The 13,660-nt window shown below is 58.0% G+C and carries 12 protein-coding genes; 5 read left to right on the forward strand and 7 right to left on the reverse strand.

Going from position 1 to position 13,660, the window contains the following annotated elements; all coding sequences use genetic code 11:
* The first annotated feature begins 14 nt into the window (after positions 1-14).
* Positions 15-2,612 carry a bifunctional aconitate hydratase 2/2-methylisocitrate dehydratase gene (gene acnB / locus RT657_RS06130; protein ID WP_313653112.1) on the forward strand — a complete coding sequence of 866 codons (2,598 nt, stop codon included), beginning with the start codon at positions 15-17 and terminating at the stop codon, positions 2,610-2,612.
* 190 nt (positions 2,613-2,802) lie between these two features.
* Complete coding sequence (gene yacL / locus RT657_RS06135; RefSeq protein ID WP_313653113.1) at positions 2,803-3,186, forward strand: protein YacL; 384 nt, start codon at positions 2,803-2,805, stop codon at positions 3,184-3,186.
* A 30-nt stretch (positions 3,187-3,216) separates the two neighbouring features.
* Here the strand turns inward: yacL and RT657_RS06140 are convergent, their stop codons facing one another.
* The 5 genes from RT657_RS06140 to RT657_RS06160 all read right to left on the reverse strand — a co-directional run bounded on the left by RT657_RS06140 (position 3,217) and on the right by RT657_RS06160 (position 8,646).
* On the reverse strand, positions 3,217-3,897 hold the full coding sequence (locus tag RT657_RS06140; RefSeq protein ID WP_313653214.1) for an SDR family oxidoreductase: 681 nt from the start codon (positions 3,895-3,897) through the stop codon (positions 3,217-3,219).
* Complete coding sequence (locus RT657_RS06145; RefSeq protein WP_313653114.1) at positions 3,897-5,099, reverse strand: sialidase family protein; 1,203 nt, start codon at positions 5,097-5,099, stop codon at positions 3,897-3,899. Before RT657_RS06145 ends, RT657_RS06140 begins: the two co-directional genes overlap by 1 nt.
* 1 nt (position 5,100) lies before the next feature.
* Positions 5,101-6,522 carry a sodium:solute symporter family protein gene (locus RT657_RS06150; protein WP_313653216.1) on the reverse strand — a complete coding sequence of 474 codons (1,422 nt, stop codon included), beginning with the start codon at positions 6,520-6,522 and terminating at the stop codon, positions 5,101-5,103.
* 79 nt (positions 6,523-6,601) lie between these two features.
* Positions 6,602-7,486, reverse strand: a complete 885-nt coding sequence (locus tag RT657_RS06155) for a dihydrodipicolinate synthase family protein (RefSeq protein ID WP_313653115.1) — start codon at positions 7,484-7,486, stop codon at positions 6,602-6,604.
* Positions 7,487-7,497: 11 nt separating this feature from the next.
* Positions 7,498-8,646, reverse strand: coding sequence for an iron-containing alcohol dehydrogenase (locus RT657_RS06160; protein ID WP_313653116.1), 1,149 nt, complete (start codon positions 8,644-8,646; stop codon positions 7,498-7,500).
* A gap of 187 nt (positions 8,647-8,833) precedes the next feature.
* Here RT657_RS06160 and dtnK point away from each other — a divergent pair, with 187 nt between their 5' ends.
* The 3 genes from dtnK to RT657_RS06175 are packed head-to-tail and all read left to right on the forward strand — an operon-like array spanning position 8,834 to position 11,837.
* The gene (gene dtnK / locus RT657_RS06165) at positions 8,834-10,093 is read left to right on the forward strand and encodes a D-threonate kinase (RefSeq protein ID WP_313653117.1); all 1,260 of its coding nucleotides are present in this window, start codon (positions 8,834-8,836) and stop codon (positions 10,091-10,093) included.
* Positions 10,086-11,066 carry a D-threonate 4-phosphate dehydrogenase gene (locus tag RT657_RS06170; protein ID WP_313653118.1) on the forward strand — a complete coding sequence of 327 codons (981 nt, stop codon included), beginning with the start codon at positions 10,086-10,088 and terminating at the stop codon, positions 11,064-11,066. Before dtnK ends, RT657_RS06170 begins: the two co-directional genes overlap by 8 nt.
* Before the next feature lie 6 nt (positions 11,067-11,072).
* Positions 11,073-11,837: a DeoR/GlpR family DNA-binding transcription regulator gene (locus RT657_RS06175; protein WP_313653119.1), complete on the forward strand. Its 765-nt coding sequence runs from the start codon at positions 11,073-11,075 to the stop codon at positions 11,835-11,837.
* Between the two features lie 43 nt (positions 11,838-11,880).
* Here RT657_RS06175 and speD read toward each other — a convergent pair whose 3' ends face one another.
* Both speD and speE read right to left on the reverse strand, forming a co-directional pair.
* Entirely contained in the window at positions 11,881-12,690 is an 810-nt protein-coding gene (gene speD, locus RT657_RS06180) for an adenosylmethionine decarboxylase (RefSeq protein ID WP_313653120.1), read from the reverse strand.
* A gap of 28 nt (positions 12,691-12,718) precedes the next feature.
* Complete coding sequence (gene speE, locus RT657_RS06185; protein WP_313653121.1) at positions 12,719-13,582, reverse strand: polyamine aminopropyltransferase; 864 nt, start codon at positions 13,580-13,582, stop codon at positions 12,719-12,721.
* Between the last annotated feature and the right edge of the window lie 78 nt (positions 13,583-13,660).

The following is a 13,660-nucleotide window of genomic DNA, read 5'->3' on the forward strand; positions in this document are numbered from 1 at the left end:
GCGAGGATAACGTCGTGCTAGAAGAATACCGTAAGCACGTTGCCGAGCGTGCTGCCCAGGGAATTGTACCTAAGCCTTTAGAGGCTTCCCAGATGGCCGCGCTGGTTGAACTGCTGAAAAATCCACCTGCGGGTGAAGAAGAATTTTTGACCGATCTGTTGGTCAACCGCGTCCCACCTGGCGTCGATGAAGCGGCGTATGTTAAAGCCGGTTTCCTGGCGGCTGTCGCCAAAGGCGAAGCAACCTCTCCTCTGATTACTCCTGAAAAAGCGGTTGAACTGCTCGGCACCATGCAGGGCGGTTACAACATTCATCCGCTGATCGAGGCGCTGGACGACAGCCGACTGGCCCCTGGCGCGGCGAAAGCCCTTTCGCACACGCTGCTGATGTTTGACAACTTCTATGATGTCGAAGAGAAAGCAAAAGCGGGTAATGAATACGCGAAGCAGGTGATGAAGTCATGGGCAGAGGCCGAATGGTATCTGTCACGTCCAGAGCTGGCGGAAAAGATCACCGTTACGGTGTTCAAAGTCACCGGCGAAACCAACACCGATGACCTCTCTCCGGCACCAGATGCCTGGTCACGTCCCGATATCCCTCTGCACGCCCTGGCGATGCTGAAAAATGCCCGCGATGGCATCGAACCGGACGAACCCGGTAATATCGGCCCGATCAAACAGATCGAGGCGCTGAAGGCCAAAGGCTTCCCGCTGGCCTACGTCGGTGACGTAGTCGGAACCGGTTCTTCACGTAAATCCGCCACCAACTCGGTGCTGTGGTTTATGGGCGACGACATCCCGAACGTGCCAAATAAAAAAGGCGGCGGCGTGGTGCTGGGCAGCAAAATTGCACCGATCTTCTTCAACACCATGGAAGATGCGGGCGCCCTGCCGATTGAAGTGGACGTTAACAACCTGAACATGGGCGATGTCATCGACATCTATCCGTTCAAAGGCGAAGTCCGCAACCATGAAACCAACGAACTGCTGGCAAACTTCGAACTCAAAACCGAAGTGCTGATCGACGAAGTGCGTGCCGGTGGCCGTATTCCGCTGATTATCGGCCGTGGCCTGACCACCAAAGCGCGCGAGTCGCTGGGTCTGCCGCACAGCACCGTATTCCGTCAGGCGAAAGATGTTGCGGAGAGCACCCGTGGCTTCTCGCTGGCGCAGAAAATGGTTGGCCGCGCCTGTGGCGTGACCGGCGTCCGTCCGGGTGCCTATTGTGAACCGAAGATGACCTCGGTCGGTTCGCAGGATACCACTGGCCCAATGACCCGTGACGAGCTGAAAGATCTGGCTTGCCTGGGCTTCTCGACCGACCTGGTGATGCAATCCTTCTGTCACACCGCCGCCTATCCTAAGCCGGTTGATGTGAACACGCACCACACGCTGCCAGACTTCATCATGAACCGTGGCGGTGTCTCACTGCGTCCGGGCGACGGGATTATCCACAGCTGGCTGAACCGCATGCTGCTGCCGGATACCGTAGGCACCGGTGGTGACTCCCATACCCGTTTCCCTATCGGTATCTCTTTCCCGGCAGGTTCAGGCCTGGTGGCGTTTGCCGCCGCAACAGGCGTCATGCCGCTCGACATGCCGGAATCAGTGCTGGTGCGCTTCAAAGGTAAGATGGAGCCAGGCATCACGCTGCGCGATCTGGTTCACGCCATTCCGCTGTATGCCATCAAACAGGGCCTGCTGACCGTTGAGAAGAAAGGTAAGAAAAACATCTTCTCTGGCCGCATCCTGGAAATCGAAGGTCTGCCAGATCTGAAGGTGGAGCAGGCGTTTGAGCTGTCCGATGCGTCAGCAGAACGCTCCGCAGCGGGCTGTACCATCAAGCTGGATAAAGCGCCGATTATCGAATATCTCAACTCCAACATCGTGCTGCTGAAGTGGATGATTGCCGAAGGTTACGGCGATCGCCGTACGCTGGAGCGTCGTGTTGAGAGCATGGAGAAATGGCTGGCCGATCCGCAGCTGCTGGAAGCCGACGCGGACGCGGAATATGCTGCCGTGATCGAAATCGATCTGGCCGATATCAAAGAGCCGATCCTTTGTGCACCAAACGATCCGGACGATGCCCGTCTGCTCTCTGACGTTCAGGGTGAGAAGATCGACGAAGTGTTCATCGGCTCCTGCATGACCAACATTGGTCACTTCCGTGCCGCCGGTAAACTGCTGGACAGCCACAAAGGCCAGTTGCCAACCCGTCTGTGGGTGGCGCCGCCAACCAAGATGGATGCGGCACAGCTGACTGAAGAGGGCTACTACAGCGTCTTCGGCAAAAGCGGTGCGCGTATCGAGATCCCGGGCTGTTCACTCTGCATGGGTAACCAGGCGCGTGTGGCAGATGGTTCGACGGTGGTTTCTACCTCGACCCGTAACTTCCCGAACCGTCTGGGAACCGGCGCGAACGTCTATCTGGCGTCAGCCGAGCTGGCTGCGGTCGCCTCTCTGCTGGGCAAACTGCCTACGCCGGACGAGTATCAGCAATTCATGGCGCAGGTCGATAAAACGGCCAGCGACACGTATCGCTATCTCAATTTCGACCAGCTGGCGCAGTACACCGATAAAGCTGACGGCGTGATTTTCCAGACTGCGGTCTGATTCTTCACCCGACAGCGTAAGAGAAGGGGCGATGATTCGCCCCTTTTTTACGTCTGACGATCGGGCTGCGGGATGATCAAACGCTGGATTTCGCCAGACAGCCTGTAATAATGCGCGACGTGTCACACTTTGCTGCAGAGGCAGCACGGACACTTATCAGGTGACGCGACGACGTTGAGAGGAGCGGGCGATGGAATATGAATTTTTACGCGATGTGACCGGACAGATTAAGGTCCGCATGTCGATGGATCATGAAGCGGTCGGCCACTGGTTCAACGAAGAGGTCAGCAACGATCCGGGGCTGCTGGATGAAGTTGAGGCCGCCATTGAAGATGTGAAAGGCAGCGTACGTCAGTGGCAGCGCATCGGCAGTGAGTACACCATTCTGCTGGATGAAGAAGAGGTGATGATCCGCGCCAACCTGCTGGCACTGGAAGATGATGGCATGGAGGAGGGGATGAACTATTACGACGAAGAGAGCCTCTCGTTCTGCGGCATTGAAGACTTCCTGCTGGTGATCGCCGCCTATCGCCAGTTCGTTAATCAGTATGGTAAGCCTGTACGGTCATCATAGCCGGGCGACCTGCGTCACCCGGCCTGGGCGCTAACTCAGCGACGCGCCGCCGCACATTACCAGCTGCTGTCCGGTGATTGCCGCCGCCGCCGGGGAGAGCAGGAAATCGACCAGTCCGGCGACCTCCTCCGGCTGAATGTAGCGGCCGATTGGCGGCAGGCGGGGCGGTGAACTCGCCCGGCCCGGCTGCTGCAGCATCGGGGTTTCAGTGGCACCGGGTGCCACGATGTTCGCCGTGATACCGCGTGGCGCCAGCTCTGCGGCCCAGCTGCGGACCATGCCGATCATCGCCGACTTGGTCGCCACATACTGACTGCGGCCCGCCGCGCCGCCTGACGTACGACTCCCCAGCAGCACAATCCTGCCACCCGCCTGCATCTGCGGCGCAAAGTGATTCGCCAGCTGTTCGGCGGCGGCAACATGCAGCCGCCACAATTGCGCGCTGGCCGCGCAGTCCAGCTCGCCCAGCGGCGCGGCCTGCATCATGCCTGCTGCGTGAACTACCGCCTGCGGCACGGGCAGCTTCGCCAGTAGCGCCTGCAAGGCCGCGCTGTCGCTGATATCGACCTGATGACTCTGCCAGCCGTTTTCGGCCCGATCGATGGCCGAGCGGCTCAGACCGGTTACCTGCCAGCCGGCACTGAGCAAGCGATCGGCGATCGCCTGACCGATGCCGGAACTGGCCCCGGTCACCAGCGCCATTCGCGCCATCACGCGTCACCTCCCTGCACCCAGGACTCCTCAACCCGCACATACTTAATCGCCTGACGATACCAGGTGTAGGCAATATGCAGTTCGCCGTTCACACCCTGCTTGATGCTGGGGTAGGAGAATTCACGGTTCAGCTTCTGCTGGGAGTTATTGGTCATGCAGTAGCCATCGCCCTCATCCAGATTGCGCTGCAGCGGCCAGCTTTTACCGCCATCCGTGGAGATCGCCAGCGTCATCGGTGCGCGTGGCGCGCCCCAGAAAGCGGTGCGTCCGCTCTGCACCACTGGCTCAGCGGCGACCGCCACGTCACTTTCCCCTTCATCTGCATCATCTTCAATTTCGTCATACAGCGACAGACGCCGTTCGCTGGCCCCTTCCGCACTCATGGCATTGAACACCAGCGCCAGATGACCGTTGCGCAGCGTGGTGACCTGAATGGAGGAGTTATTATTGGGCAGCGACAGCGGCTCGGGTGCGCTCCAGCTCTCACCCTGATCGAAGGAGCGGCTCTGATAGATATGGTCGGCCCAGCGGCTGCGGTAGAGCGCCAGCAGGGAGCCATCCTCCAGCAGCGTAACGTTCATGTGCACGCAGCCGGTGCTGTCAGGCACGCTGACGTCGCGCCAGCTGCGGCCCTTATCTTCCGAAATTTTTACCGCGCTGACATCATAGCTGCCGACCCATTTTTCACCGGGTTGCGTCAGGCAGTAAAAGACCGGCAGCAGCCAGTTGCCATTGGGCAGTACCACAATCGGCTGGCGAATAAAGGTGCCCGGCTTATCCAGCAGGGTGCGGATTTCACCCCAGCTCTGGCCCAGATCGTGAGACTGGCGATAGCGGACAATGGCGGTGTCCTGATTGCCCGACTTCTGCGCTGTCCAGAGCAGCCACAGCACCTGATCGGGATCGAGGAACAGCACCGGGTTCTGTTCTGAGCGACCCGGATCGTCAGAGAGTTTCTCTGCGTCACTCCAGCGGTCGCTGCCTTTTTTCAGCCGTGAGCACCAGACAGAGATATCGGCAATCCCCTCCTGTGTGCCGCCAAACCAGACGCAAAGCAGATCGCCATCAGGCAGCGGCAGCAGGTTGGCTGCATGGTTCTGCGGGCAGGAAGAGGGCAGCATCGCAACCTGCTGCGCACTATCCTGCGGGTGCGGCGCGAGCTGGCCGGTGCGTTCTGCGGTGACGGTTTCCTGAGTCATATTAGGCTCCACTTTTTTGTGCATTGTGTTGCGGTTGAGTCTGAGTCTGAGACTGACGTGACGGAATGCAGCGGTCAATCACCATAATGATGGCCGGAGTAATCAGCGCCACATACATATTGTCGATACCGAAAGGGTTACCCATCAGGAACCAGACGGAGGTAACCAGACAGGCGCCAATCAGACCGGCATTTGCGCCCCGCGTGCTCTTAAACCATGGCAGATAGAACGCCATGATGGCCACCACGGTAATCGACAGGCGAATCGCGCGGGTAAAGAAGGAGAGCTTCAGCACTTCCGGGAAGAACAGGACAAACAGCAGCGGGAAGAAACCGATAGCGATTGAGATCCAGCGCGTGACCTTAAATTCACGCTCCGGGGTCGGCTTACGATAAGGAACATAAAAATCTTTCACGACCAGCGAGGCGATAGCCAGCGCAACGGTGCCGACGCTGACGAAGATCGAGGCCACCAGCGAAGTGGTGACGATCCCGGCCAGCCACGGTGACATATCCTGCAGAAATACCGGCAGCGCATAGAGGCTTTTGATATCGGGATGCGCAAACTTCGCCGCGACGCCAATCAGCGCCATTGCCAGGCCGATAGGCAGACAGAAGATAAAAGCGATCCAGGTCGCGCGCTTCGCGGACTTTACATCTTTAGTGGAGGAGATCGCCTGGATCACAAACTGGGTACAAAAGATCGATCCCACGGTGCCGATCAGCCAGGCAACAATAGTACTGGCCCCGACATGCCCATCCCATGTCCAGTAGAACGCGGGCATTTTCTCAATCATCGGCGCGACGCCACCGGTCATCTTCAGCGCCACATAGAGAATAATCAGGATCCCGGCATATTTGATGGCGCTATGCAGTAACGTCACCCAGGCGACACCTTTCATGCCACCAAACGCAAAATAGAAGGTGCTGACCACCGCCGTAATAAAGGCTGCCTGCGTCAGGTCGATTTTCAGGACAGTGGAGATCGCCGCTGCACCGCTGATGTAGTTACCGACGTTCACCAGCAGCAGCGCGTAGATCATGATCAGCGAAATAATATTTTTGGTCGAGCTGCCATATTTCTCGGCAATAGCGCCGGAGATCGTGATCTTACCGGTGTTATAGATGCGCCTGACCAGAATCAGGCCAAACAGCGGAAAGCCAATCGCCGCGCCAATCACCGACCAGGAGGCGGCGAAGCCATCCTCAAAGGCGGCCTGCGCCGTGCCGATGGTCGATTTTGCCCCGATATATTCCGACATCAGCATGATGCCGACAATAAAGGCGGGCATCGCGCGCGAGCCTTCCATAAAGTCGCCGCTGGATTTACTGCGCAGCCGCCAGGTCAGCCAGGTAGTGAACAGGATATAGGCGACCACCATACCGACGATCAGTAAGGTACTTTCAGTTGAAAATGCTTTCATCATTACCTCGATTGTTCTGGCAGATGGCGACCATCAGGTTCGTTCTCATCTGACCGGTAGAGTACAAAGGTGATGGACGTTACTGCAGGTAGTGGTTCACGATTTGACGAATCTGCTGCTGCTCTTCGGCGCTGAACTGCACCGCATAGCGACTTTCACCGACCTCAAAGCCCTGCAGGCTGACCGCTTTTTTCACGGCGGCGGGTGAAAAACCGATGCTATAGAGCGCCGTACGCAGGCCGGTTACGCTCTCCTGGGCCTGATGCGAACCAGCGATATCTCCGGCGCTGAAGCGCGCCCAGATCGCGTTGATGGCCGCCGGGGCCACGTTAGCCAGTCCGGAAATGGCAGCGGAACAGCCCTCAACGAATCCCTGATGGATCAATGAATCCGGGCCGTTCAGAACATTGAAGCCTTCACAGTCGGCAGTGGCCTGCAGAAATCCGCTCAGGCTGTCATAGCTGCCTGCGGAGTCTTTGATGCCGATGATGTTCGGATGCGCCGCCAGTGTGCGCACCGTTTCGGGCTGCAGCGTATTGCCGGTTCGCGCCGGAATGTTATAGAGGAACAGCGGCACCGGAAGCGCATCCGCTACGCGCTGATAGTGGTCAATCAGTTCCTGCTGTTTCAGCGGAACAAACCACGGCGTGATCGCGGACACTGCATCCACGCCCAGACGGCCAATCTGCTGTCCGAGCCGAATGGTTTCGCGGGTCGAAATCTCACCCACATGCGCCACCACCGGCGCCCGGCCGTTGACTTCATCTACGCAGGTGGCGGTGACGGCAATTTTCTCCTGCTCATTCAGCACAAAGAATTCGCCGTTGGTACCGCCGCAGAAGATCCCGTTACCGGCATTGATCTGCCGTCTGACCTGTTCGCGCTGCGTCACCGGATCAAAAGCCCCTTCACGGTCGAAAGTGGTGACGATGGCCGTCAGAACGCCCTCAATTTTCTTATTCATATCAATCCTCTTTACGCCTGGCAGGAAGGAAACAGCGTCAGGTAGATGGCGCGCACATCGTCGGCGCTGACTGCCATCGGCACATTTTTCATCAGACGCTGAACGTCGAGTGCCGCTTCCACCAGATAGGGCAGGTGATCCGGGCTGATGCCCAGCGCCTCGAGACTGGCAGGCAGCTGCAGCCGCGCAACCAGCGCGGTAAAGTAATCCACCAGCGCGTGGGATTTCTCGTCATCGCTTAAGTGGCTGTCGGCATCGGGCAGCAGGTCATAGGCCTGAGCAAACTTGCTCACCGCCGCCGGACGAACAAACCGCATGCAGGGGGCCAGCAGAATGGCATTAGCGACCCCGTGTGGCAGATGATATTTGCCGCCGAGCGGATAGGAGAGGGCATGCACCAGATGGGTACCGGCATGGGCGATGGCTGCGCCGCCAAAGTAAGAGGCCCAGAGCATCTCCAGCCGTGCCTGTAAATTGTCTGGCTCACGCAGGGTGGTTTCAAGATGCGTGAACAGCTTCTTCATGCCGGTCAGTGCATAGTTGTCGCTGACCGGATTGGCGACGTTGGCCGTGAAACACTCAATCAGATGGCAGAGCGCATCAATGCCGGTCGAAGAGGCAATATGAGCGGGCATGCTGGTGGTCAGTTCCGGCACCAGCGCCACCACATCCGGCAGCATTACCGGGGAAATAATGCCGACTTTGGTCTCCTTCTCCGGGATAGCCAGAATCGCATTGGGCGTGGCTTCAGAACCGGTTCCGGCAGTGGTCGGGATCAGCATCGAGCGGGTGCGGCGCTGCGGTTTTTCACCCGCCAGCAGGGCGTCGAGCGACGGTGCTGTATCAAGGCAGAGGACAGAGAGCAGCTTCGCCACATCCAATACGCTGCCACCGCCGATGCCGATCACCATATCGGTCTGCCGGTGGGGAAGCGCCGCCAGGATCGCGGCGACATCGTGCTGGCTCGGCTCAGGCGGGACGCTGTTGACCAGACTGAGCTGCGGAATCCGATCCCGCAGTTGCCCCATCAGCGCCTGCACCGCCGGAATCGCCTCAATGTTGCGGTCCGTGACCACGACCGCGGCAGAGACGCCCTGCAGCAGATAGCCCATGTCGTTCAGCGCCTGATAGCCGCTGATCACCGTGCTGTTAATGTTCATTTCATCCCCTTATTACTTTTGCGGCGGAGCAGATGATTAATTTTGCTCAGCACAATGCGAATTAAGTCACTCGGCGTGGGTAAATTTATAAGGCATATCGATTGTGATTAATTTGAACTTGCTCACATATAATCAATCATGATTGAATATAATCAAATGCAGCGGCGATTGCCTGACAGGAGTAAGGATGAGCTCATCAAGATGGAAAACACCGGTACTGGTCATCGCTGATGACTTTACCGGTGCCAACGATGCAGGAAGCGGGCTGGCCCAGGCCGGTGCCCGCGTGCAGGTGCTGTTTGGCCTGGAAACGTCGTTGCCGGACGAGACAGCGGATGTGCTGGTCATCAGCACCGACAGTCGGGCTGTCAGCGCCGGGCAGGCGGCAGCGCGCGTCACGCAGGTGGTGCAGCGCTACACGGCACAGTTTCAGCCAGACTGGCTGTTTAAAAAGATTGACTCCACGCTGCGCGGCAACGTCGGCGCGGAAACGATGGCAGCGTTGCGCGCCAGTGGCAAAACCCTGGCGCTGATCGTGCCCGCCGTACCGCGGCTGGGTCGCACCACACGGCAGGGCAGCGTGTGGGTCGATCAGCGTTTGCTGACGGAAACCGAATTTGCCAGCGATCCTAAAACCCCGATCCTTAGCGCCCGCGTCCTCGATCAGATGCAGATCGACGGCACGGAGATCGATCTTGCGACGCTGCGCAGCGATCGGCTCGATACCGTGCTGGCTGGTGCGCAGGGCGTGGTCGTGGTGGATGCTGAAAACGAGGCCGATCTGACGCGGCTGATCGCCGCGGCGGCACAACTGCGTGAGAAGCCGCTGCTGGTCGGAGCTGCCGGATTAAGTGATGCGCTGGGCGCTGCGCTCTCGGTTCGTCCGCCCCGGCCGGTGCTGGCAGTGGTGGGATCGATGAGCGACAGCGCGCAGCAGCAGATCGCTGCTCTGCAGCAACAGCGGGCCATTGAGATCGTGGACGTCGATATCGCTCAGCTGTTTCAGCAGCCCGCCTGGCCGGAACGGACGCGCTGGATCGCGCAGGCGGCCGATGCACTGCGGGCCGGTCGTCATACGGTGATCCGCACCTGCCAGCATCGCGATCAGCGACATGCGATCGCGTCACTCTGCCAGCAGCACGGTCTGACGCGCCAGCAGCTGGGTGAGGCGATCTGCCGTTTGCTGGGTGAGATGACCTTAAGCCTCTGCCGCGCCGCGTTACCGCATGCACTCTATCTGTCAGGGGGGGACGTGGCGATTGCTGTCGCGCAGGCGCTGGGTGCCAGCGGCTTCAACATTCAGGGTCTGGTGGCGGGCTGTGTGCCGCACGGGGTTCTGCTTAGCAGTGAATTTACTCTGCCGGTAATGACCAAAGCGGGTGGCTTTGGTGATGCGAACACGCTGGTAGCAGCCATAGGTTTTATTGAGGAGAAGTCGAGTGAGTAAAATTATTGCGATTACGATGGGCGACCCGGCGGGCATCAGTCCGGAAATCATTATCAAATCACTCTCTGAAGGTGAGCTGAATGGTATTCCTGCCGTGGTGATTGGCTGCGCCAGCACGCTGCGTCGCATCATGGCGTTGAACATCACGCCCCAGGCCGAATTACGGGTGCTGGATCGGGTGCAGGATGCGCACTTCGCGCCGGGCATCATTAACGTCATCGATGAGCCGCTGGCGGATCCTGCTGCCCTGAAGCCCGGCGTGGTGCAGAAAGAGGCGGGCGATCTGGCGTGGCGCTGCGTGAAGCGGGCGACCGGACTGGCGCTGGCGGGAGAGGTTCACGCCATTGCTACCGCGCCGCTGAACAAAGAGGCGATGCATGCCGCCGGTCATCTCTATCCGGGACACACTGAACTGCTGGCGCACCTGACCGACACCAAAGATTACGCGATGGTGCTTTACACCGATAAGCTGAAAGTCATCCATGTCACGACCCACATCGCGCTGCGCAAATTCCTCGACACGCTGAACCAGACGCGCATCAAAACGGTGATTGGTATGGCGGATACCTTCCTGCGCCGTGTGGGTTATCGCGCCCCGCGTATTGCGGTTGCGGGGGTGAATCCTCACGCCGGGGAAAACGGGCTGTTCGGGGATGAGGAGATCACCACGGTCGCGCCCGCGATTCAGGCGATGAAAGCGCAGGGCGTGGACGTTTACGGGCCCTGCCCGCCGGACACGGTCTTCCTGCAGTGCCAGGAGGGGTTGTATGACATGGTGGTGGCGATGTACCACGATCAGGGGCACATCCCGCTTAAGCTGCTGGGCTTTTATGATGGCGTGAATATCACCGCAGGCCTGCCGTTTATCCGCACCTCGGCTGACCACGGTACGGCGTTTGATATCGCCTGGACAGGTAAAGCGAAGTCTGACAGCATGGCGATCTCGATTAAACTTGCGATGCAGCTCGCTTAGGGAACTATGAACGGACAGAGCCGTCTTGACCAGATTATGGATTACCTGAAAAGCCATAATCTGGTGACTGTTGAGCAACTGGTCAATGCCATCTCCGCCTCACCCGCCACAATCCGGCGCGATCTGATTAAGCTGGATAAAGAGGGCGTGATCAGCCGCAGTCATGGCGGCGTCACGCTGAACCGTTTTATTCCTGCCCAGCCCACCACGCTGGAGAAGCTGCAGCGTAATCTGGCGGAAAAACAGGCAATCGCAACGTCTGCCGCCAGTTTTGTCCGGGCGGGAGATGCCGTCGTGCTGGATGCAGGGACCACCATGCTGGAACTGGCGCGACAGCTTACGCATCTGCCGTTGCGGGTGATCACCGCTGACCTGCACATTGCGCTATTTTTGTCAGAGTTTAAGCAGATCGAAGTCACGATTATCGGCGGCCGAATCGACGACTCCAGTCAGTCCTGTGTGGGTGAGCATGGCCGCCGGTTGCTGCGCAGTATCAATCCTGATATCGCCTTTGTCAGCTGTAACTCCTGGAGCCTGGAGCGCGGCATTACCACGCCCACCGAGGAAAAAGCGGGGCTGAAACACGATTTGCTGGCTAATGCGGCCCGGCGGGTATTGCTGGCGGACAGCAGCAAATATGGCTCCTGGTCGCTGTTCTGCGCGTCGCCGGTGGACGATCTGACCGATGTCGTGACCGACCCCCGGCTGGATGAGGCTGTCTGCCGCACGCTGCGCGAACGCGGGATTACACTGACGCTGAGCGCCGGATAAACAGTGCGCGCAGGTTACGGAGGGTAATACTGCGCGCCTGCTATTACAGGGTCTTCAGTCCCACGGAGGGAATGTTTCTGCCGTAATAGATCTCACGCATCTCTTTCCACAGCAGGTCGGTAATGCGCTTGTGCTCCTGAGGTGTAAGATCTTCCGGGCGGGTGTTAAACAGATAGTGTTTCAGGTCGAACTCTTTCAGCAACATCTTGGTATGGAAGATGTTTTCCTGATAAACGTTCACATCAACCATGTCATACATCCCTTTCATATCCTCTGACATGAAGTTCTGAATCGAGTTGATCTCATGATCGATAAAGTGCTTCATCCCCTTCACGTCGCGGGTGAAACCGCGCACCCGGTAATCGACGGTGACGATATCGGACTCCAGCTGATGGATCAGGTAGTTCAGCGCCTTAAGCGGTGAGATCACACCACAGGTCGAAACTTCGATGTCCGCGCGGAAGGTGCAGAGTCCGCCTTCCGGATGGCTTTCCGGGTAGGTATGTACGCAGATATGACTTTTATCGAGATGGGCCACGACCGAGTTGGGCAGTGGGCCAGGATGCTCAGAGTTATCGATATCTCTGGGATCGATAGGCTCTTCGCTGACCAGAATCGTGACGCTGGCCCCCTGCGGCTCATAATCCTGGCGGGCGATATTCAGGACGTTAGCGCCGATGATAGAGCAGGTTTCCGTCAGGATTTCCGTCAGACGGTTAGCATTATATTGCTCATCGATATAGGCAATGTAACCATCGCGTTCAGCTTCAGTATTCGCATAGCAGATATCGTAAATACAAAAACTCAGGCTTTTTGTCAGGTTATTGAAGCCATGTAGTTTTAGCTTTTGCAATTTCGTTCACCTCCTTAGAGATGCACTATCAGCTCGCGGCAGATAACGCATCTAACAGATATTGTGGCAGGGCAAAGCTGCCGGTATGGATCGCTGGCGTGTAGTAACGGCAGCGCAGGTCTGCGCGCGCAAAGCGCGACTGAAGCGTGGCGAGATCAGGCTGGCGCAGCGCCGGATTATCACTGGCCCAGGCAAAGGTCATGATGCCGCCGTAATAGGTCGGGATCGCCGCCTGATAGAAGCTGACATCCGCAAAGTAATGGCCCAGCTTACGATGACTGTTCACGGCCTCATCCTGCTGCAGGAAGCAGACGCCATTCTGCGCTACAAAGATGCCATTTTCATTAAGGGCCGCTTTGCACCCTGCATAAAATTCCGACGTAAACAGACTTTCCCCCGGCCCAATCGGGTCGGTGCAGTCAGAGATGATCACATCGAACGTCTCCTGCGTCTGATTAACGAAGTTCACTCCGTCATCAATCACCAGCGTAAAGCGCGGATCGTCATAGGCGCCGGCGCTGTGATTCGGCAGATACTGGCGGCAGAACGTTACGACACCTGCATCAATCTCTACCATGGTAATCTTTTCGACTTCAGGATGCCGCGAGACTTCCCGTAGCATGGCGCCATCACCGCCGCCAATGATCAGAACGTGTTTCGCCGCCCCATGAGCCAGCAGCGGAACATGGGTCATCATTTCATGGTAGATAAATTCGTCGCGTTCGGTGGTCTGTACGACGCCATCCAGCGCCATAACCCGGCCCATCGCCGCATTTTCGAAAATGATTAAATCCTGATGCGCAGTCTTTTCACGGTACAGCGCTTTATCTACCGTGAAGTACTGGCCAAAACCGGCATGAAGAGTTTCATACCACGTCTCATTATGGGCCATCGTGCTCTCCTCTGATGACATCGCCATGAAGATGGGCGGCACATGATAGCTAACAGTGACCGTGGTTGCACGGTCAAT

The organism is Pantoea sp. (assembly GCF_032114055.1).
Classification (GTDB): Bacteria; Pseudomonadota; Gammaproteobacteria; order Enterobacterales; family Enterobacteriaceae; genus Pantoea.